At 64.9% G+C, this 20,984-nt stretch carries 14 protein-coding genes, 1 tRNA gene, 3 rRNA genes and 2 riboswitches; of the genes, 7 read left to right on the top strand and 11 right to left on the bottom strand.

Translation table 11 applies throughout. The features are described from left to right. Positions 1–17 precede the first annotated feature (17 nt). From FHX37_RS19415 to FHX37_RS19405, 3 genes are all read right to left on the bottom strand, one after another. A complete protein-coding gene (locus FHX37_RS19415) occupies positions 18–1,052 on the bottom strand; it encodes a FecCD family ABC transporter permease (protein WP_141925645.1) in 1,035 nt (344 codons plus the stop codon). 3 nt (positions 1,053–1,055) lie between these two features. Further along, positions 1,056–2,090, bottom strand: coding sequence for an ABC transporter substrate-binding protein (locus tag FHX37_RS19410; protein WP_141925644.1), 1,035 nt, complete (start codon positions 2,088–2,090; stop codon positions 1,056–1,058). 65 nt (positions 2,091–2,155) lie between these two features. Further along, positions 2,156–2,337, bottom strand: a riboswitch (cobalamin riboswitch). 65 nt (positions 2,338–2,402) lie between these two features. Then, a complete protein-coding gene (locus tag FHX37_RS19405) occupies positions 2,403–3,050 on the bottom strand; it encodes a nucleoside/nucleotide kinase family protein (protein WP_246062446.1) in 648 nt (215 codons plus the stop codon). A gap of 407 nt (positions 3,051–3,457) precedes the next feature. Here FHX37_RS19405 and FHX37_RS23020 point away from each other — a divergent pair, with 407 nt between their 5' ends. From FHX37_RS23020 to FHX37_RS19385, 5 genes are all read left to right on the top strand, one after another. Further along, a complete protein-coding gene (locus FHX37_RS23020; protein WP_170181647.1) occupies positions 3,458–3,601 on the top strand; it encodes a hypothetical protein in 144 nt (47 codons plus the stop codon). A gap of 680 nt (positions 3,602–4,281) precedes the next feature. Further along, positions 4,282–4,506: a hypothetical protein gene (locus tag FHX37_RS19400; protein ID WP_141925643.1), complete on the top strand. Its 225-nt coding sequence runs from the start codon at positions 4,282–4,284 to the stop codon at positions 4,504–4,506. Beyond that, entirely contained in the window at positions 4,455–4,613 is a 159-nt protein-coding gene (locus FHX37_RS23920; RefSeq protein WP_141925642.1) for a transposase family protein, read from the top strand. The genes FHX37_RS19400 and FHX37_RS23920 overlap by 52 nt, the downstream gene beginning before the upstream one ends. 23 nt (positions 4,614–4,636) lie before the next feature. Continuing rightward, on the top strand, positions 4,637–4,843 hold the full coding sequence (locus tag FHX37_RS23750; protein ID WP_170181646.1) for a hypothetical protein: 207 nt from the start codon (positions 4,637–4,639) through the stop codon (positions 4,841–4,843). A 203-nt stretch (positions 4,844–5,046) separates the two neighbouring features. Further along, a complete protein-coding gene (locus tag FHX37_RS19385; protein WP_141925640.1) occupies positions 5,047–9,558 on the top strand; it encodes a tetratricopeptide repeat protein in 4,512 nt (1,503 codons plus the stop codon). 882 nt (positions 9,559–10,440) lie between these two features. Here the strand turns inward: FHX37_RS19385 and FHX37_RS19380 are convergent. The 4 genes from FHX37_RS19380 to FHX37_RS19370 form a co-directional block, all read right to left on the bottom strand. After that, positions 10,441–10,513: transfer RNA gene (locus tag FHX37_RS19380), tRNA-Ala, on the bottom strand. A gap of 199 nt (positions 10,514–10,712) precedes the next feature. Continuing rightward, positions 10,713–10,835, bottom strand: coding sequence for a DLW-39 family protein (locus FHX37_RS23310; RefSeq protein WP_211351963.1), 123 nt, complete (start codon positions 10,833–10,835; stop codon positions 10,713–10,715). A gap of 363 nt (positions 10,836–11,198) precedes the next feature. Further along, positions 11,199–11,963, bottom strand: coding sequence for a helix-turn-helix domain-containing protein (locus FHX37_RS19375; protein WP_246062445.1), 765 nt, complete (start codon positions 11,961–11,963; stop codon positions 11,199–11,201). Between the two features lie 286 nt (positions 11,964–12,249). Further along, entirely contained in the window at positions 12,250–12,564 is a 315-nt protein-coding gene (locus tag FHX37_RS19370) for a DMT family transporter (protein WP_141925638.1), read from the bottom strand. A gap of 20 nt (positions 12,565–12,584) precedes the next feature. Then, positions 12,585–12,654: riboswitch (guanidine-III (ykkC-III) riboswitch) on the bottom strand. 143 nt (positions 12,655–12,797) lie between these two features. On the opposite strand from FHX37_RS19370, the gene FHX37_RS19365 reads away from it, so the two are divergent. Beyond that, entirely contained in the window at positions 12,798–13,106 is a 309-nt protein-coding gene (locus tag FHX37_RS19365; protein ID WP_141925637.1) for a hypothetical protein, read from the top strand. A gap of 510 nt (positions 13,107–13,616) precedes the next feature. Here the strand turns inward: FHX37_RS19365 and rrf are convergent. The 3 genes from rrf to FHX37_RS19350 form a co-directional block, all read right to left on the bottom strand. Next, positions 13,617–13,735: ribosomal RNA gene (gene rrf, locus FHX37_RS19360) — 5S ribosomal RNA — on the bottom strand. Positions 13,736–13,849: 114 nt separating this feature from the next. Next, positions 13,850–16,930 (bottom strand): 23S ribosomal RNA (locus FHX37_RS19355). A gap of 483 nt (positions 16,931–17,413) precedes the next feature. Beyond that, positions 17,414–18,959: ribosomal RNA gene (locus tag FHX37_RS19350) — 16S ribosomal RNA — on the bottom strand. The 16S, 23S and 5S rRNA genes sit together here, the layout of an rRNA operon. Positions 18,960–19,748: 789 nt before the next feature. On the opposite strand from FHX37_RS19350, the gene FHX37_RS19345 reads away from it, so the two are divergent. Then, entirely contained in the window at positions 19,749–20,408 is a 660-nt protein-coding gene (locus FHX37_RS19345) for an adenosylcobinamide amidohydrolase (RefSeq protein ID WP_246062473.1), read from the top strand. Positions 20,409–20,472: 64 nt separating this feature from the next. Here FHX37_RS19345 and FHX37_RS19340 read toward each other — a convergent pair whose 3' ends face one another. Continuing rightward, positions 20,473–20,808, bottom strand: coding sequence for a YnfA family protein (locus FHX37_RS19340; RefSeq protein ID WP_141925635.1), 336 nt, complete (start codon positions 20,806–20,808; stop codon positions 20,473–20,475). Positions 20,809–20,984: the final 176 nt, after the last annotated feature.

The following is a 20,984-nucleotide window of genomic DNA, read 5'->3' as shown; positions in this document are numbered from 1 at the left end:
ACCCTCCGAAAGCGCGGTTACCACGGTCTGCGGGCACGGTGCAGGATCAACACGAACACCGGAACACCGATCAGCGAGGTCATCACACCGACCGGCAGTTCCTGCGGCTCGAACAGGGCGCGCGCCACAGTGTCCACCCACATCATGAACACGGCCCCTGCCAACGCCGTCGTCGGCAGCAGGAACCGGTGCCCCGGACCGACCAGGGCCCGTGCGGCGTGGGGCAGTACGAGCCCGACGAACCCGATCGCGCCGCACGCGCTCACCAGCACCGCGGTCAGCAGCGCCGCGGCGACCAGCAGGAGGGTTCGTGCGCGGGCCACAAACACCCCCAGAGAGGCGGCGGCGTCGTCACCGAAGGCGAACGCGTCCAGTGCGGTGGCGCGAGCGGCGAACACGAGGTACGCGACCGTCAGCGCGCCCGCGCACACCGCCACGTCGAGCCAGGAGGCCCCGCTCAGGGAGCCGAGCAGCCAGAACAGCACACCACGCGTCTCCTCGGCGGTCCCGGAGGAGAAGACGATGAACGACGTCAGGGAGGAGAAGAGCTGCATCACGGCCACCCCGGACAGGATGACCTTAGCGGTCGTGCCACCGGAGACCTTGCTCAGCAGCATCACCAACGCGAACGCCAGGCACGCTCCCGCGAAGGCTCCCACGGACAACGACAGGGTGCCGCCGACCCCGACGATCACCACCAGGACCGCACCCGTGGAGGCCCCGGAGGACACACCGAGCACGAACGGGTCAGCGAGAGGGTTGCGCAGCAGGGACTGCATCACCGCACCACACATCCCGAGCCCGGCGCCGCAGAGCGCGGCCAACAGGGTGCGCGGCAGCCTCAGGTCCCACACGATTCCCTCGCGGATCACCGACATGCCCGACTCGGAGCCGCCCAGCCGCGCCACGATCACCGACGCGACCTCGGACACGGATATCCCCGCCGGCCCGATGGTGATCGTCACCGCGATCGAGAGCGCGATCAGCGCTACACCGGAAACGGTGACGGCCGTGGTGCCGAGCCGGTGCCGGACACGCACGGTTCCCGGCATCGGTCACTCCCCCGGTGCGTCGTCGGTGAGGGCCGCCGCCACCTGCTCGATGCCCTCGACCGTGCGGATCGAGGGGTTCATCGCGGCCCCGCTGACCACGACGTAGCGCTCCTCCTCGACCGCACGCATGTGCTGTGTGACCGGGTTGTCCTCAAGGAAGGAGATCTTCTCCTCGGCACTCTCCGCGCTCTGGCTCTCCCGGGTCAGATCCCCGATGACCAGTACGTCCGGATCGTGATCGGCCACGCTCTCCCAGTTGACCTGCGGCCACTCCTTGGTCGTAGCGTCGAGGACGTTCTCGGCGCCGACCGTCTCGGTGATGATGCCAGGGGCACCACAACAACCGCCCATGTAGGGCGTTTCGGAGTTGGCGAACCAGTACATGACCGTCGTTCCGGAAGCGTCGACATCCCGGCTCGCCTCACCGACGCGTTCCTTCAGGTCCGTGACGAGCTCCTCGCCCCGGTCCTCGACACCGAACACCCGCGCCAGCTCCCGAACCTCCCCGTATATGTCGCCCATTCCCAGCGGCTCTTCACGGACGCCGTCCCCGGAGCCGCTGTTGTCCTTGACGCAGTCGGACGGGGAGACGTAGGTGGGCACGCCGAGGTCCTCGAAGTCGTCGCGTTCGGCGACACCACCCGTACCGAGAGTGGATTCGAACGACGCCGCGACGAAGTCGGGTTCCTCCTCGAGGACCCGCTCGAACGAGGGAGCGTTCTCGGCCAGACGGGGAACGCGCTCTTCCTCCTCCTCGAGCCCCTCCATGACCGGATCGGTCCACGTCGCGGTCCCCACCATGCGGTCGGCCAACCCCAACGACAGCATGATCTCGGTGGTCCCCTGGTTCAACGAGACCGCGCGTTCGGGAGCGAGACCCTCCTCCACCTCGTGGCCGCAGTTGTCGATGACGGCCCCCGCCGAGGTGTCCCGTTCCTCGGACGGGGTCCCGCAGGCGCCAAGCACCGTGACAGCGGCGAACACCGCCGTGGCGGACCGGATGGACGGGTACGTGGGCCGGAGAACGTTCGGATACACCGAAAACCCTTCTCACATGGGGTCCGTGCGCGGGACCCGTGTACATGGCACTGACCCGTGCCGCTGACGCGGGCCAGTGGTCGGCAGGTTTTCGGACTCGGAATCTCCCGGTCGGGGCGCCTTCCCGGATCCGTGTGGCCCAGTGGCGTCCGGCCCCGACCGTCATCCTCACCGCTGCGCGCCAGTTCCGGACTCACACCGGATTCCCTGTGCCCCACCGGGGACGGCCGACCGGGAGGGAGCGTATCAACCCGGGTGCTCCATCCGTTACGGGGCAGGGTTCCCCTCCGCCGCAGGCACTGCACCACCCGTTCACTCCGGGTCGCCGGTGACGACGAGGTCCGCACGGTGCCGGGTTCGCGCGACCACCTCGGCGTTGGGTTCGTCGCTGCGCGCCACCCACTCCCGCGCCTCGCGCGGTTCCTTACCGTGCCGCACGTGCCGCGCCACCAGTCGGGACCTGCGTTCCTCCTCACCGGGAGCCAGGAACCACACCTCGTCGAGAAGGCTCCGGACCTCGGCCCACGGCCCGGTGTCCAACAGGAGGTAGTTGCCCTCGGTGACCACCAGCGGCACCTCCGGGCCGACCGGAATGGCGCCCGCGTAGGACTCCTCGACCTCGCGGTGGAACTCCGGCGCGTACACCGTGTCGGGCCCCCGGTCGCGCAACCGCCGCAACAGTGCCGCGTATCCCGCGGCGTCGAAGGTCTCCGGCGCACCCTTGCGGTCCCGGAGGCCGAGGCGGGCAAGCTCGGTCTCGGCCAGGTGGAAACCGTCCATGGGCACCAGCGCCGCCGCCCCGGACAGCTCCGCGCACACCTGTTCTGCCAGGGTTCCCTTCCCTGCTCCGGGTGCGCCCGCGATCCCCAGCAACCGCCGGCCACCGTCCCGGGCCAGCGCCCGCGCCCGCTCTACCAGCTCCACGCGCGAGTACCGCCGTCGTGTCTCCCCAGAGGTCACGGCACCTCCCCACACTCCACAGCCCTGGTTGGCGTTTCCCAACCTAGGGCACGCGCCAGTACCGTCCCGTGTCGGTACGGCCCGGTGGTGGGGAGGTGACCCAGCGCTACCTGCCGTGGCGTTCTGACGGTCCCGAGCGTCCCGAACGGGCCAACAGGAAACCCGACACCGGAACGGGCAGCACGAGCGACGCGCACCAAATGTGCACGAGACACACGAGGGCCGCCCGGGCGTGGACCCGGACGGCCGTCAGGGATCGCATGACCTGCTAATTCGTTTGTGGAGCCAACTTCACACAATACGACCCCCGCCCCCGGTCATCGAAGGACCGACCATCGATCTGCCCTCCGGGCCTGTGCAGGGAAAACCGGGGGGTGAGGCCAAGCCCGACACTGCTAGGGCCAGCGATGGGAGTGACCGATGAGGTCGCCTCCCGCTGGGTCACCACCGTCGCGGTGCTGCTGCTGGCGCTGATCGCCGCGGTGGTCTCCTGGGCGAATCCGCGTGCGATCCGCGGGGCGAGCCCAGGATCGGCAGTCCGATTCCGATGACCAACGTGGCCACGCCGAGTTCCAGGACGGGGATGATCAGGGGCACGCCGATCGAGGCCAAACGGAAGGTGGACAGCGAGTAGAGGATGGAGGCCCCGACTCGGCACGGTCCCGGGGGGCATGCCCGGATATTGGGCGGCGGGTTGTCGGCCGACGATCCGGGCAAGCATGCCGGTTCGGGGTAAGGCTGGTACGACCTCTGGCGACGGCGCGGTACCGGGACGGCGTCGCCGGAGCCGGCCCGTCGCCGCGGCTCCGGCATCGGTGGGGATCGCATGGGGTGAAGGCGATCCACATGTACCTCGCGCTGCCGCAACGCACGTGGCAGCGCTTTTCATCATGCCGCTGAAGCCCACCTACCGATGCGAGCCGGACAGCCCCCGGTCGGCGGTGATGCCTGCACCAATCCCGCGCTGGCGCGCGCACGGGGTGCCTGCTCCCCAGCGCGGCTCCTAGGTTGTTGCTGCCGGTCACGAGCGCACCGGGCGGAGCCGGAAACATGACGACGAACACCTTCACCCACCCGTCCGACCCTCCCGATTGGAACACCGTGATCTCGACGAAAGGCCTGCATAAGAGATATACGAAGACGGTCGCAGTGGACGATCTGTCCTTCGAGGTCCGGCCAGGGATGATCACCGGCTTCCTCGGTCCCAACGGGCTCGGGGAACTCCACCACCATGCGGTTGATGCTCGGCCTCGACCACGGCGGGGGCGAGACCCTGTTCGACGGGGAGCGGTTTACTTCGATTCGTCGGCCGATGCACCACGTCGGCACCCTGTTGGAGGCCACGGGGTTCCACCCCACTCGCACAGCCCGCAACCACTTGAAGATGCTGGGGTTCCCCCTGGAGTGTGGACACCTGGTGTCCACACTCCAGGGGGAACCCCCGACGGAACACTGATCCCGATCGACCGGGTAGCCGCTGATCGGCCCTTCTACTCGGGCAAGCACAAGAAACACGGGATGAACGTGCAGGTGGTAATTGCCTCGGACGGCACACCGCTGTGAGCCTCGGGGGCTTGCTCGGATCGGTGCACGATGTACGCGCAGCCCATCTGTGCGGGGTATTGCGCCGGCTCGCGGACGACGGGTTGGTCGTCCTCGCCGACAGAGGGGATCTCGGCGCTGGCCATGGGATCCTCACCCCTTCCAAGGGACAGAACAAGCCCGAGCGGAGGAAGCAGATCAACTCCGAGCACACCCGCTGGCGCAGTACCGGTAGAGCGCGCCAGCGCTGAGCTGAAGAAGTGGCAGATCCTGCGCAAAATGCACTGCTGTCCGCTACACGCAGGGCAGACCATGTGTGCCGTTCTCGTCCTCCACGAACGCGAAGCCAGATGGAAAAGGATCAGGGGATCCGCACCTTGCGGTCCCGGTGAAGCGAATTCCAGAATAATTCGGGCAAGAGGAGTCCAAACAACGACTCTGTTGGGAGTTCTTCATGGGATCCGGCGCCAAGCGGATCTGGATCGCCGCCGCCGTCGCCATCGCATTAGCCCTGGTGGCGGGAGCTGACAACCTCATTCCGGAATCGTGGCCGGAATGGGCATCGCTGGCTATCGGCGTTGCGGTGATCGTCGGCGGGGTCGCTCTGCCTGTCGCATCGGAGCACCTGAACCGCGAGGCCATGAAGCGCTCCGCTGCTGCCCTCCCTACGGGCGTCAGGTGCGCCCCGGTCCGAAAGATCCACGATCCGCACCTCGGTCTGGGAGTCAATACGCCACGCACGCCCTACGACGATCGAGTCCCGTTCCTACCGTCCTATATCGAGCGGGAAATCGACCCGAAACTGCGTGAAACGCTCAGCGATTCGCATTTCGTGATCATTGCTGGCCCTGTCCGAACCGGAAAAACGCGAGCAGCGTTCGAAGCGCTGAAGCAGCCGCGTTGGCGCAGGCACTTCCTGGTCGCACCGGACCCGGCGGACAAGGAACAGCTCAACGCCGCGGTCGATTTCGTCATCGCGCACCGCAAGAGCGTGCTGTGGCTCGACGACGTCACAAAGTTGATCGATTCCGAGGGGTGGACCAAGCCACTGCGCAACGAGCGCATCTTCCGAGGTTCGCGCCGAATCGTCGCCACGGTGGCCAAGACCAGGGATCCGCGAACCCAGAGTTGGTCTTTCCCCAGTCCCCCCGAGCGCGAGGGGTGGAACGCGATCAGGTACGTGCACCTCCTCCCCGGTGCGGACACCAGTCCGAGAGACCAGAACGCCGCCGAGCGACTGGCGCTCAGCGACCGCCGGCTGGACGACGCGCTGCGCCAGTGGCGGGCCGACAATGTGGACATAGCCGAGCACCTGTCCAGGTCGGCCTCGGATTACGACGGCCACTGGAAGGGGTTCACACATCACTACCCCAAGGCCGCGGCCCTGGTTCAGGCCGCCTGCGATCTGCGACGGCTCGGAATGAACGAGGCACTTCCGCGGACACTGGTGGAACGCGCATCCTTCCTCTACCTGGACGGCTCATGTGCGAACGGCGCCGAGGCGGGATTTCGGTCCGCCTGGGATGAAGCGTTCGACCCGAAGCGGTTCCACGGCTCCGGCGCGGACGGCGAGCGGCCCGGACCGCTCGCTCCCGTCCTCGGCGCCCCCGAACGGTGCAGGCCAGACGAACACCTCGTCGACGCGCTCCAGCGCGACCAGGGGCTGCGAATCGGCGAACGTTCCTGGGGCGAGGTTGTCCGCGCCCTGGCATTCCTTCCCGAGGCCGACTCCGTGCTGCTCTCCAACGCGGTACAGGAGGCGTTCGTGCGCAGGAACTGGGCGCTGGCGCGCGAACTCGCGCCGCGACGGGTCGAGCGCGCGATCGACGAGGTCCGGTCTACAGATGAGGTCTTCTCCATGCGCGTCGAGCTCGCCGTGACCTCGCTGTACGAAGGACGGCGTCCGGAGGAAGCGAGGGAGGCCATAGACGAGATTCTGGCGTGCATGGAGGAGGAAGCCGAGGTGCCGCCGTGGTCGACGGTCAGTGCGCTGACCTACCGCGGCATCCTCGACATGGTCGGAGCGGACATCGGTGCGGCAAGGCAGGCCTTCCAGCGGGCGCTGGCGATCCTCGAGGCCGAGGTCGCCGGCCCGGAGGCCGACCCCATGCTTGCCCACCTGCGCCAAGTCGAGATCGGGGCACTGCTGGCCCAGATACAGGCCGAGGACAGTGCGGAACTGCGTCGACTGTTCGCGCTGTCCGAGGACGGCTACCGCAAGCTGCACCGCGAACTTCCCGCGCAGCACCCATATGTGCTGTTCGCGCAGGCCTGTGTCGGGATGGTCGCCTACCTTGTCGGCGACGACCGGGCCGAACCCTTCCTCAGCGAGGCCACTGAACAGCTGGCGCAGCGGCTGGAGCCGCACCATGAGTTCTCGGTGCAGGCGCGGATGATGCTGTGCACAATGTGGCTGGCCTCCGGCAACCCCGCCCCTGCCGAAGTGTACGCCGAGCAGCTGCTCGGGGATCTGGAACGAGCCCCCGACCAGGGATGGAACGGACGCCTGCTGGCCATCCAGGTGTCGTGTCTGCTCGGGCTCGCGCAGGCATCCAACCCGTTCAAGCGGGAGAAGCAGCCGGTTACGACGCTGCAAAAGGCAGTAGCGCAGGCCCAGGACCTGGGGGCGGAGTTCACGGTCGTACCGCGAGGCTACCTGGCCGCCATCTACCTGGCGAGAAAGCGCTACGAAGAGGCCTGCAACACGCTCCACCCGGTGCACGAGGCGGGCATGCTCGGCGAGCTGGTCTCGCTGCTGCACACCGACCTGAGCAGTGAGCTCATCCTCTTCTACCTCAAGACGCTGCTCACCCGAGGACGCGCTGAGCGCGTCGAGCCGGACCTGCGGCACGTCGTGGAGCGGTGCCGGGAGGACCTGCCAACCGACCACCCAGCGCTCCTTGAAGCGGTCTACCTGGTCGGTACCTGCATGGCTGAGCGAGGAGAGCACATCGAGGCCGAACACTGGTTCGCACAGGCGCTGGCGGTCGATGACACCGGTCAGCGCACCGCTCTCAGCGACACCAGTGACGAGCTCGGCACGTGGGGCCAGGCGGCCTCCCGACGCCTGGCGAGTGGAATGAGCTCGGCGAACGCGGCCATGGCGCGAAACATCGCCGGAGACGGCCCGACGGCGTCGAAGAGGCGCCGGAGTGTGCTGCAGCGCCGCCAGAGCAGGAAGCCAGTGGTTCCCTGCGTCTTCGCGGACTTCCGGACCGACTGGTCCTTCACCGATGAGTTGTGGCCCCCCGGTTCACCGGAGAATCTCGGCCACCTGGAGAAAGCCGCGGTGCAGCGCCTGACCGAGGGGAGGCCCGAGGTCGCTGAGCGGTTGATCCGCTCGGTCACGGTCGTCCGCGACCGCACCGGCAATGAGGGCGACGCTCCCTACGAGAGGAGCACCCTTATGGCCAGGGCCCTCGAGGATCAGGGGAAGCAGACCGAAGCCCGGCGCTGGCGCGAGAGAGCGATCCGCGAACAGGAGCGGCTGCTCGGCGCGACGGATGAGGCGACCCTTGAGGCCAGGGGCGCCCTCGCCGACGCGGACGGCGCCATCGATCGCGTGCGCGCGGTCGACCAACGCTTGCGGGTGGTCCTGGAACGGCCGACCAACCCGCTGTGCGACCCGCACCCGCCTAACCCGAACGCGATCTCGGACATCGAAGAGGAATACCGGGTGCTGCACCGGGAGTTCACCGAAAGCCTGGGAGCCCGGCACGAGTGCACTCAGCAGGCCGCTCACGGGATCGGGACGGCGCTGGCGCTGCAGGGACGGTTCAGCGACGCCCACGAGTACTATTGCGCGGCGATGCGGATCGATCCGCACAGTCTGCACCCCGCCGACGGCACCCGCCGCTGGCGGCCGCCGATGTGGTGGGCCCGGCGCATCGGTTCGTCCCCGTTCTGGGGTATTTCGTGGCTCGCCGAACGGATAGCGCTCAGGTCGCTTGCGGTCCGCCCGGACCGGTGGTTCCTCCTGCCCTCGGGGAAGGCGAAGAAGGCGCCGGCATCGGATCTCGAGGTGTCCGAGCAAGTGGGGATCTGGGGGTTCGAGCACCGCTGGGGGATGGTGGAACTCGCCTCGTGCGGTGAGAACGCTCTCGCCGGAGGCGACACCTGGAACGCGGCGCGGTACCTGCGCGAGGCTGCGACAGCACTTGAACGGGAATGCGGGCCCGACCACGTCTACACGGTCACGACGTTGGGCAAGCTCGGCTTCGCTCTGCAGGACAAGGGGTGCCTGGCGGAGTGCGTCCACGTGTTCCTCACCGTCGCTGAACGGGTGGAGCGCGTCCACGGCCGAGGGTGCGGACCGCGGCTGGCAGCTCAGTACCAGGCGGCGCTGTCGGCGTGGGCCGATGCCGATTTCGCCCGTGCGGCACGCCTGTGCGAGGCGGGGGAGGAAGGCGCGGCTGAGGCCGGCTCCCCGGAAACGCCCGTGAGGTCAGCACTCCGGGTTCTGCGGGCCGCGGCGCAGCTCGAGGCCGGCATGCCGCGCGATGCGGAGGAAACCGCCAGCCGGGCGCTGACCGCACTCCCGTCGGCTCCGCAGGCCGGGGACGCCCTCCCTGCCCTGGGCACACTCGCCGCGGCGCTCCACGGCTGCGCGATCGGTAAACAGGGCCGCGAGGACGAGGCCCGTCCGGTACTCGAACGAGCCGTCGCGGCACTGGCATCCCAGGAGAAGCTGAACGAGGCGGGAACCTGCGACCTGTTCCTGTACGTGTACTCCCAGCTCCGTGCCCGGGATGCCATCGATCCCATCGTCCACCGTGTCGACGATGACGCGATCGCTGCCCGGAAAGCGGGGGAGCCGATGGTGGGCCTGTGCGGATTCGAGTTCCAGCTCAGTGGGACCGACCTGGAAACGGTTCGGCACTGCCCGATCTGCGCCGACACGTTCGAGCGGCTCCCTGGGGAAGCCGCGGCACCCCCTCGCAGCCGCGGCACGTGCGAACAGAAGTGACAGGCGATGGCGCCGACGCCTCGTTCCCGTGGTGATCCCAGAGACTTCTGGAGTGACATGAAAGCACGCACAGCACACAGAACAGGCAAATCGACAGATATCGCCGTTCCTCCTGCGTCATCTCTTGCGGCGCCAACCCATGCTCAGCCCGGACCTCGGCAACCGTCTGCGCCCAGGAATCGCCGTCGTCAGCCAGGCGCCAAGACGCCTGCAAGGCAGCAACATCCCCCGGATCCTCGGTGTAATCCCCAATTCGATGCTCGTCACAGCTCCCCCTGAGGAGAAGGCCTACGAAAGGTCCAGAACCTCACGGTACGTAAACCGGTGCGCACCGTTCGGCCGACGCCGGTCACCGCACTCCACAGCAGTACCGGCCTACCTGCAACGTCTCGTCAACCGTGCTGACTACTAACCATCGGGACGCTGCCGTAAGGGACCAGGGTGAGCTGCGTTCACCCCTTCAGGCGAGCACTCAGGATGCGCAGGAGGCAGGCGCAATTCCACTGGCCACACGACCCCGCAGCGCCGCCACCCCGCCGTACCGCATTCGGCTCCACCAGCGCCCAGCGCTCTCTGGCGGCACGTCCAGGATTCGGGCCACCTGCGTGGCCCGTCCGTCAAGAGCGACCGGCATTCGTACGGAACAAGTGCCCGTTCCTCGGCGGTCCGCAAGCAAGGTCGGGGTGCCACCCGATCGTCTCGGGTGGCACCCCGACCTATGGACGGTTCAACGGGATGCGTCAGTCACGACCGTGAGGGGGCACCAAGAGTCACGGTTGAACGGTCACAACCGCATGCTGGTGTTCAAACCCACGGTCAAGCGGCTCTCGGTCCGTAAGTGCGTCCCCTTGCAACTCTGCAGGTGGCCTGCATCTTTACTTGTGGAGCCAAGGGGAGTCGAACCCCTGACCTCCGGTATGCAAAACCGGCGCTCTGCCAGCTGAGCTATGGCCCCGTCGTGTACGGAACAACCAGTGCGATTGTACCGCCTTCGGCGCCCTCTGGTGCGCTACGGGGCGACCATCCGTTGGGACGGGAAGCAGCGGAGGCGCAGGCGCCCGCAAGGGGACGAACGCACGCCCGCGTCTCCCGGCACGCAGACGACCGCCCCTAACACGCAGGAACGTGTCGTGGACGGTCGAACCACTGTGGCGTCAGCCCTCGTTCGCCGCCGTAGCTTCCGTCCACAGGTCGAGCTCGGCACGGTCGGCCTGGATCTTGCGGTAAACGGCGAAAGCACCGACGGCCACCAGCGCCAGGACAATGATCTTCTTCACGGCGTGGACCCCTTCTGAGATCACGGATATATCGGTCGGGTAAGGACGCGCAGCTCGGAGAGCCGGAGAGAGTCCGTCCGGGGCACCGGCCGGTCTCTCTGCCCGTCCACCCGAGCGAAAGGCGTCAGTAGAGAACTCTATGGGGTTATTCTCCTAGCAGGCTAGCAACCCCTCGACGCGATCCCGGTTCCGAGATGCCCTTTCCGTTCCACGGGAGGGGCGTTTTGCGCGCGTGGGCTTCCCGGAACCACTGTCCCGCCCCGGCTCAGCAGGTGGTGCGGGGCGGTTGTGCCCTGTCGGCGAACACGGGGGTTCGGCCCCTCCTCCGGGGGTGGGGAGGCTGCGCCCCGGCGGGTCGCCTCCTCATCCCAGCAGGGCCATGCGCCTCAACGTCGTGATCGTGTCCTCGGGGGATGAGGCCACCTCCGACAACCGCCGCCACACCTGCTGGCACCCGTCCACGCTCTCTTCCGACTCCACGATGCTGCCACCGTGCGGTGCGTCGACGAACGCGAGGGAGGGCTCCCCCTGGTCGAATCCCAGGATCGTGAACGTCGCCACTGCCCCGGCGTGCAAGCCCACAGCGGCCGGAAGGATCCGGATGTCGACCTGTTCGCAGTCGGAGGCGAGTTCGATCAGGCGGTGGAGCTGCGCGCTTCGCATCTCGGGGTCGGCATCGAGACGGTGGAGCGCGTCCTCCTCCACCAGAGCGTGGTACCGCTCCAGTGTTCCCCGTTCGAAGACCTCCTGGCGTTTCAACGAGGCGGTCACCATCCGCTCCACGGCGGAGGGAACGTGTCCCCGGACGCGCCCCAGCGCCGCGGTGTACTCCGGGGCCTGGAGCAGGTCGGGTATAAGAGAGCCGGAGTATGTTTCTATGGTGACGGCGCCCGATTCATTCCCGACATAAGCCGAAGAAAGAACATCTTCGTACTCCGTCCACCAGGGGTGGAGGCGGGATTCCCGAGCGAGGGTCAGAATCGCCTCACGCCTACCTCCTGTCACTCCGTACAACTTGAGAAGCGCGGACACCTCCATCACCGAGGGCCACTTCCGGATTCCGGTTTCGATATGTCCGAGTTTGGCGGGTGACCACTCGAGGACACCGGCCACGTCAGTAAGGGTCATACCGGCTTGAACGCGTTGTTTGCGCAATTCCGTGGAGAGCCGACGGCGGCGAACAGTAGGGCTCATCATAGCGTCCGATCCGCACACGCTGCGTACTGGTGTTGTGACACCAGAGAAACACTCGTTCCCGTCACGAGCAATAAGGGGAGAGGAATCGGACGCTGAAAACTCGGGTTTTCCGTTTCCCTATAGGCGGCCCTCGTATTTCTGCTCCGGGTGACCCGCAGGAAACGGTCATCCCGAAGAGAGAACCGACGGGAGCACGGTTCTCCGGATTCGTCGGCAGTCAATGTGTCAGTTTGAGCCCGACGATGCCGGAGACCACCAGCAGCAGGCACAGAAGCTTGCCGGCGCTGGCTCCTTCACCCAGCCACATCATCCCGACGATGGCGGTGCCGACCGCACCGATACCCACCCACACGGCATAACCGGTACCGACCGGAATGGACCGCAATGCCAAGGCGAGCCCTCCCATGCTCAGTACGAGCGTGACCGCGAAGATGAGGGTGGGCCACAGCCGGGTGAAACCGTGCGAGGCACTGAGCGCGGTGGCCCACGCGGTTTCCAGCAGTCCGGAGATGATGAGAACTACCCACGCCATATCCGCCTCCGAATCCCAGGTCCGCGCCGTCTTGTCTTTACCGGGTACGGCGCACCTCGTCCGGGAGGTGTATCAGGGTTGGACCGCTCGCAGTGGGAAACGGGAAACAGCGGTCGGGGATTCCGGTAGGGGCGGTGACGTGCGCTACCCTCGCATAAAGAAAGGTGAAAGGCACGTACGATACTGGGAGGGGGCTCCCGGGGTGCCCACTTCCTGTACGTACGAGGAACCCAATGAGTTATCCCATCAACGACACCGAAGAGCTGATCGCCAACGCTGAGGAGGAGTTCCCGCCGTCCCTGCGTTCCCGACTCATCGCGAAACTACGCATGGGGGCGCACATCGACGACGCGGCACGCGAGCTGGGCGTCACTCCGCAACGGATCTTCTCCGCGGCCCGCCTGCTCAGCGCGTTCGGGGAACAACTGGACTCGACTCTGACCGCGGAACGCGACCCGAGTCTTCCGCACGGTACCGTCACCGGCTACAACAAACGCTGCCGTTGTCCACAGTGCCGTGGGGCTGTTAACCGGAACGGGTAGCCCGGGAAGCGCGGAGTTTACCCTCATTTGGTTGGCCGGATCCGGCCACGGAAGCTTATTCACCGTGATGCTGGGGAAAGCACCCCGGCATGAACGAACGTGTGGACTGGGCAGCGATGAGCGACGAAGAGTTCATTGCACTGGTGCGCCAGCTGATGGACACTCCGGCCGATTGGGAACCCGAGGAGAACTAGGTTCGGCTCTGTCTTAGGCGGAGGGCGTCCTCCGCCGAGGGCTAGTGTGCCGGATCACTTTCGGAACAGCTGGGTTCCGCGCTTGTGACGTGCGGATTTGTTCCCGCCCGGGTCGTGCTTCCGGGAGGGTCCGCAGTGATGTCGCACTGCAGGTACGTCCAGCGGGAGTCGGTGTTCGCTGTTGTGGTGGGGTTACAACAGAGGGAATACTTTTCACTGCTTTGAGTAGTGTTCTGTGTGCGTAAAAAGTGGGGTGTGGGTGTGAGGGAAACCCACCCGGGTCTCCACCCCACACCCACACCCCATCACAACGAATGTCCGGCGGTGACCTACTCTCCCACCCCGCACCATAGGGGCAGTACCATCGGCGCAAGAAAGCTTAACGACCGGGTTCGGAATGGCACCGGGTGTTTCCCTTCCGCTCTCACCGCCGTAACCCACACCCACACACGCACACGCGCGCGTGGGGGGACACTCATGAGGGACCAACCACCACCCACAGGCAGCAGCAATCCGTGAAATAGTGTGCGCGAACAACCATGTATCCATGGTGGACAAGCCCTCGGCCCATTAGTACCGGTCAGCTCCACCCCTCACAGAGCTTCCACCTCCGGCCTATCAACCCCATCATCTCTGGGCGGCCTTACCCCCACACAGGGGCGGGAGACCTCATCTCCAAGCAAGCTTCCCACTTAGATGCTTTCAGCGGTTATCTCTCCCGAACGTAGCCAACCAGCCATGCTCCTGGCGGAACAACTGGCACACCAGAGGTTCGTCCGTCCCGGTCCTCTCGTACTAGGGACAGCCCTTGCCAAGTCTCCAACGCGCGCAGCGGATAGGGACCGAACTGTCTCACGACGTTCTAAACCCAGCTCGCGTGCCGCTTTAATGGGCGAACAGCCCAACCCTTGGGACCAACTCCAGCCCCAGGATGCGACGAGCCGACATCGAGGTGCCAAACCATCCCGTCGATACGAACTCTCGGGGAAGATGAGCCTGTTATCCCCGGGGTACCTTTTAGCCGTTGAGCGACACCCCTTCCACACGGTGGTGCCGGATCACTAGTCCCTGCTTTCGCACCTGCTCGACACGTCCGTCTCGCAGTCAAGCTCCCTTGTGCACTTACACTCACCACCTGATTACCAACCAGGCCGAGGGAACCATTGGGCGCCTCCGTTACCTTTTAGGAGGCAACCGCCCCAGTTAAACTACCCACCAGACACGGTCCCCCACCCGGATCACGGGCGCGGGTTGAGGTGTACGACATGATCAGAGTGGTATTTCACCAACGCCTCCACCAACACTGGCGTGTCAGCTTCCCAGGCTCCCACCTATCCTACACAAACCATCCCACACACCAATGTCAAGCTGTAGTGAAGGTCCCGGGGTCTTTCCGTCCTGCTGCGCGAAACGAGCATCTTTACTCGTAGTGCAATTTCACCGGGCCCATGGTTGAGACAGCGGGGAAGTCGTTACGCCATTCGTGCAGGTCGGAACTTACCCGACAAGGAATTTCGCTACCTTAGGATGGTTATAGTTACCACCGCCGTTTACCGGCGCTTAGATTCCCAGCCTCACCCCGCAGGGCTCACCAGTCCTCTTAACGTTCCGGCACCGGGCAGGCGTCAGTCCGTATACCGCGTCTTACGACTTCGCACGGACCTGTGTTTTTAATAAACAGTCGCTTCCCCCTGGTATCTGCGACCCAGCGCAGCTCCCACCGCACGGGTGTTCACCACACCGGGCTCCCCTTCTCCCAAAGTTACGGGGACAATTTGCCGAGTTCCTTAACCATGGTTCACCCGACCGCCTCGGTATTCTCTACCTGACCACCTGCGTCGGTTTCGGGTACGGGCCGCACGCACACTCACTAGAGGCTTTTCTCGACAGCACGGGGCCACTCACTTCGCCACACCGGCTCGACATCACGCCTCACCCCACTGCAGCACGGATTTGCCTATACTGCGGGCTACACGCTTATCCCGGGACAACCACCGCCCGGTAGAGCTCCCCCTCTGCGTCACCCCATCGCTGACCCACACATGGTCGGATCCCACGCCACAACACCACCACACCCGCAGGTGCGACAGCATCATGGTGGTGGTTAGCATACCCACATGCCGGTCCGGACGCATACGCACGGGTACGGGAATATCAACCCGTTATCCATCGACTACGCCTGTCGGCCTCGCCTTAGGTCCCGACTCACCCTGGGCGGATTAACCTGCCCCAGGAACCCTGAGTCACTCGGCGCCAGGGTTTCTCACCCTGGTCTCGCTACTCATGCCTGCATTCGCACTCGCTACCGCTCCACCCCCGGTCACCCGAAGACTTCACCGCAGGCAGCGACGCTCCCCTACCAACCCCACCAACGGTGGGGCTCCACAGCTTCGGCGGTGTGCTTCAGCCCCGCTACATTATCGGCGCATAATCACTTGACCAGTGAGCTATTACGCACTCTTTCAAGGATGGCTGCTTCTAAGCCAACCTCCTGGTTGTCTCAGCAACTACACAACCTTTCCCACTCAGCACACGCTTAGGGGCCTTAGCTGGCGATCTGGGCTGTTTCCCTCTCGACCACGGAGCTTGTCCCCCGCAGTCTCACTGCTGCACTCCCACGTGACGGCATTCGGAGTTTAGCTGATCTCAGTAACCAATACGGCCCATCGACCAACCAGTCGCTCTACCTCCGCCACGCACCATGCAACGCTGCACCTAAATGCATTTCGGGGAGAACCAGCTATCACAGAGTTTGATTGGCCTTTCACCCCTACCCACAGCTCATCCCCCAGGTTTTCAACCCTGGTGGGTGCGGGCCTCCACGACGTCTTACCGACGCTTCACCCTGGCCATGGGTAGCTCACTCCGCTTCGGGTCTGCAGCATGCGACTCACGCCCCATTAGAACTCGCTTTCGCTACGGCTCCCCCACACGGGTTAACCTCGCCACACACCACAACTCGCAGGCTCATTCTTCAATAGGCACGCCATCACCACCCCAACAAGGCAGCTCTGACGGCTTGACAGCACACGGTTTCAAGACCTCTTTCACCACCCCTCACCGGGGCACTTTTCACCTTTCCCTCACGGTACTCGTCCACTATCGGTCACCAGGACGTATTTAGGCTTGACAGGTGGTCCTGCCAGATTCACACGGAATTTCACGGGCTCCGCGCTACTCGGGACCATGCCCACCGCAACCAGCGCAACTCCACCTACGGGACTCTCACCCTCTTTGGTTCCGGATCCCACCGGATTCGACTCACCACACTGGCCCCAGCGGAAGCCGGCAGACTCCCACAGGCACATCCCACAACCCCACACACGCAACAGCTGCCGCCTTGACACGCGCATGGTTTAGCCACATCCCCGTTCGCTCACCACTACTAAGGGAATCACCGTTGTTTTCTCTTCCTGCGGGTACTGAGATGTTTCACTTCCCCGCGTTACCACCAACTGCCCTATACATTCAGACAGAGGCAACCCGACACAACTCGGGCTAGGTTCCCCCATTCGGACACCCACGGATCACCGCTTGGTTGACAACTCCCCATGGACTATCGCGGTCTCCCACGTCCTTCATCGGCGCCTGGTACCAAGGCATCCACCGTATGCCACTACTACTTGGCCACCACAGATACACGATGCTCGCGCACACTATCCACAAATCAAACACCCAGCCACACACCCAACCACAACCACAACCAGACCCAGCAGACACCGCACCCGCACCAGCAGAACCAGACACCCAGCTTCCCGACACCAGCCGGAAAACCACAGCATCCAACCTGCCACCACAGGCCCACGGCACCCACCAAGACCAGCACAGTCTTCGTTGGGGTGGCCAGAAGCACCCCGCACACAGCGGTTGCTCCCTCAGACACCCAACAGCGCGCGTCCCACCCAGCACCAGCACACAGCCAACACCAAGCAGAACCTGTTCGTCTCCATGCTCCCGCTTCCCGACACCACCCGGCCGCTGCCCTCCCCCACAGGGAAAACCCCACAAGAGAAAACACCAGCACGAGCACCCATGCCGGATCCACAAAACACTGAGCCACCCACCCCAAACAACAACAACAAAAACACCACGGGGCAGGCACCAGCTCCTTAGAAAGGAGGTGATCCAGCCGCACCTTCCGGTACGGCTACCTTGTTACGACTTCGTCCCAATCGCCAGCCCCACCTTCACGCACTCCCCCCACAACCGTGGTTGGGCCACACGTTTCGGGTGTTGCCGACTTTCATGACGTGACGGGCGGTGTGTACAAGGCCCGGGAACGTATTCACCGCGGCATTGCTGATCCGCGATTACTAGCGACTCCACCTTCATAGGGTCGAGTTGCAGACCCCAATCCGAACTGAGACCGGCTTTATGGGATTCGCTCCACCTCACGGTATCGCACGCCCACTGTACCGGCCATTGTAGCATGTTTGCAGCCCAAGGCATCAGGGGCATGATGACTTGACGTCGTCCCCACCTTCCTCCGAGTTGACCCCGGCAGTCTCCCATGAGTCCCCACCACCACGTGCTGGCAACATGGAACAAGGGTTGCGCTCGTTGCGGGACTTAACCCAACATCTCACGACACGAGCTGACGACAGCCATGCACCACCTGTCACCGATCCCCAAAAGGACCCACCATCTCTGATGGATTACCGGCGATGTCAAACCTTGGTAAGGTTCTTCGCGTTGCGTCGAATTAAGCAACATGCTCCGCCGCTTGTGCGGGCCCCCGTCAATTCCTTTGAGTTTTAGCCTTGCGGCCGTACTCCCCAGGCGGGGCGCTTAATGCGTTAGCTACGGCACGGAAACCGTGGAAAGTCCCCACACCTAGCGCCCAACGTTTACAGCATGGACTACCAGGGTATCTAATCCTGTTCGCTACCCACGCTTTCGCTCCTCAGCGTCAGGTCAGGCCCAGAGACCCGCCTTCGCCACCGGTGTTCCTCCTGATATCTGCGCATTTCACCGCTACACCAGGAATTCCAGTCTCCCCTACCTGCCTCAAGCATGCCCGTATCCACTGCCAAACCGGAGTTAAGCCCCGGACTTTCACAGCAGACGCGACACGCCGCCTACGAGCTCTTTACGCCCAATAATTCCGGACAACGCTCGGACCCTACGTATTACCGCGGCTGCTGGCACGTAGTTAGCCGGTCCTTATTCCCCACCTACCGTCAACCACACACCACGTGCATGGCCTGCTTCAGTGGTAAAAGAGGTTTACAACCCAAAGGCCGTCATCCCCCACGCGGCGTCGCTGCGTCAGGCTTTCGCCCATTGCGCAAGATTCCCCACTGCTGCCTCCCGTAGGAGTCTGGGCCGTGTCTCAGTCCCAGTGTGGCCGACCGCCCTCTCAGGCCGGCTACCCGTAATCGCCTTGGTAGGCCCTCACCCCACCAACAAGCTGATAGGCCGCGAGCCCATCCCCAACCAGAAAGACACCTTTCCACCACCAACCCATGCGGGCAGTGGTCATATCCGGTATTAGACCGGGTTTCCCCGGCTTATCCCAGAGTCAGGGGCAGGTTACTCACGTGTTACTCACCCGTTCGCCGCTCACCACCCCACCCGAAAGCAGGATGGCGCGCTCGACTTGCATGTGTTAAGCACGCCGCCAGCGTTCGTCCTGAGCCAGGATCAAACTCTCCATTCAGGTCCAACACCCCCACACACCGTGCAGGGGAAAACCCAGATGGCCGAGATCCCGGCCAACCACCCAACCGGGTGGTCATGACCATTCACTAAAACCCGCCCACACCACGTGTGGGCCAGGGGCCAAAACTATCGAAGCACAAGACAAACAAACGCGCTGTTGAGTTCTCAAGAAACAACCGTCCAACCCACACAAACCCCAACGGGCTCTTCCGGGAAAACGGAGTTTTTAACGTTTTTCTGTGTTCTCCACAGTACCACCCGGTGCGTATCCCGGCCAAATCGGTGTGGCGAACACCGTCCGGCCCGCAATTCCGCCACCGTGTGGCTGTGCAGCTTTTCTGAATTCTAGCACCGTTTTCCCCTGAACCATGCACACATCCGTGCGGTTCTGCGGAGGAAAGTAGCGCCTGAATTCCCGCTTCCCACGAACACTGCGGGAAACGAACGGCCGCCCGGCCAGCATCCCGGCCCAAAGCGACCCAACCCACTGTAGCTTCCATCGACCGCTGCACCAAATCTGCCCTCAGTGACATAAGGCACAGACCACGCCTCCCGTTCAGAACGGGAGGAAACGGAAGCTTTTCCCCAGACTAACACCACAACACCGGGGATTCTTCCTGTCAGTTCCCGAAGGCCGCCCACCCACCCGCCTCGCGGCTTCGTGCCCAGGAGCCATTAGAGTGCCCTGATGCGCATCAGCCAGTCCGACGAGTACCCGACGCGGTGCGGCGCACTCCCCGACACACCCGTTGGCGGGTCCCTCCTCACTCCGGTGGTGCACCACCGCATGGAAGGGGGAGCCTCTCTCACCTCTCTGTTCTGGGAGGCGGGACCCGGCTGGCGGATGGCAGCCTCCAGCGTACTCGGCGGAGGTATCGGCCCCCGTTCGTTCGTGCTCAACGCCCAGGTCGCCGACGGCTACCAGCGGATGGACCCGCACAACCACCTGAACGAGATCGCCACCGACGCCGGTGGGACGGGCGACGGGGTCGGCATGATGACCGCCGCCGACGTGACCGCGTTCGGTTTCGCCTCCGACGGAGGGGTCGAGGCGATCGCGACGGTGGGGATAGGACGCCCCATCTGGGCAGCGGACAGAACCGAGCTGGACGAGGCCCGTCTCGGTAGCCCCTCGTACGGGTACCGGCCCGGCACCATCAACATCGTGGTGGCGCTTCCGGCGCTCCTGTCCGACTCGGCCCTCGTCAACACCGTGGCGACAGCGACGGAAGCCAAGGTCCAGGCCGTTCTCGAGGCGGGTTACCCCGGGACGGGAACCGCGTCCGACGCTCTCTGCGTGGCCAGCGCGCTCCCCCGTTCCACCACCGCTCGACAGTCCCCGGAACCTTTCGGCGGTCCACGGTCCCGCTGGGGAGCGCGTACCGCGCGAGCGGTGTACACCGCGATACTGAACAGCACGTTCCAGGGCCACCCGCCAGCGCCGTGACAACACGGAACTCTCGTCCCTGTTGTTTCCCCTTGTTCCCCGCGCGCGGACGCGAGGCGTCGCCCTACCCGCCCCGCGGGGCGTACATGATGACCGCGACACCGAGCAGACACACCACGGCACCGACAATGTCGAACCGGTCGGGGCGATACCCGTCCATCACCACACCCCAGATGAGTGAACCCGCGACGAAAACACCCCCGTAGGCGGCGAGGATCCGCCCGAAGTGGGGGTCGGGTTGCAGTGTCGCCACGAACCCGTACAGCCCCAACGCGAGCACCCCCAGTCCGACCCACAACAGTCCCCGATGCTCCCGGACCCCCTGCCACACCAGCCACGCGCCCCCGATCTCGAACAGGGCGGCTACCGCGAACAGCACGACAGAACGCAGAATCAGCATGAGTGTCCTCACAGGTTCCCCGAGGCGACCGGCCGCTGCCAGTATCCGCCACGGACCCCCCGGACAGGAACGGCGTCCACGGGGCCACGCGGTCCGAGCGGGGCACGGTCCGTCCCACGTCACCCCCCGAAGACGGGAATCCGCTACGGCACACAGGCTCGCGGTTCCGGAGGATC

It is taken from the genome of Haloactinospora alba (genome assembly GCF_006717075.1).
GTDB classification, from domain to species: Bacteria; Actinomycetota; Actinomycetes; order Streptosporangiales; family Streptosporangiaceae; genus Haloactinospora; species Haloactinospora alba.
This window is presented reverse-complemented; position numbering and strand designations above follow the sequence as displayed.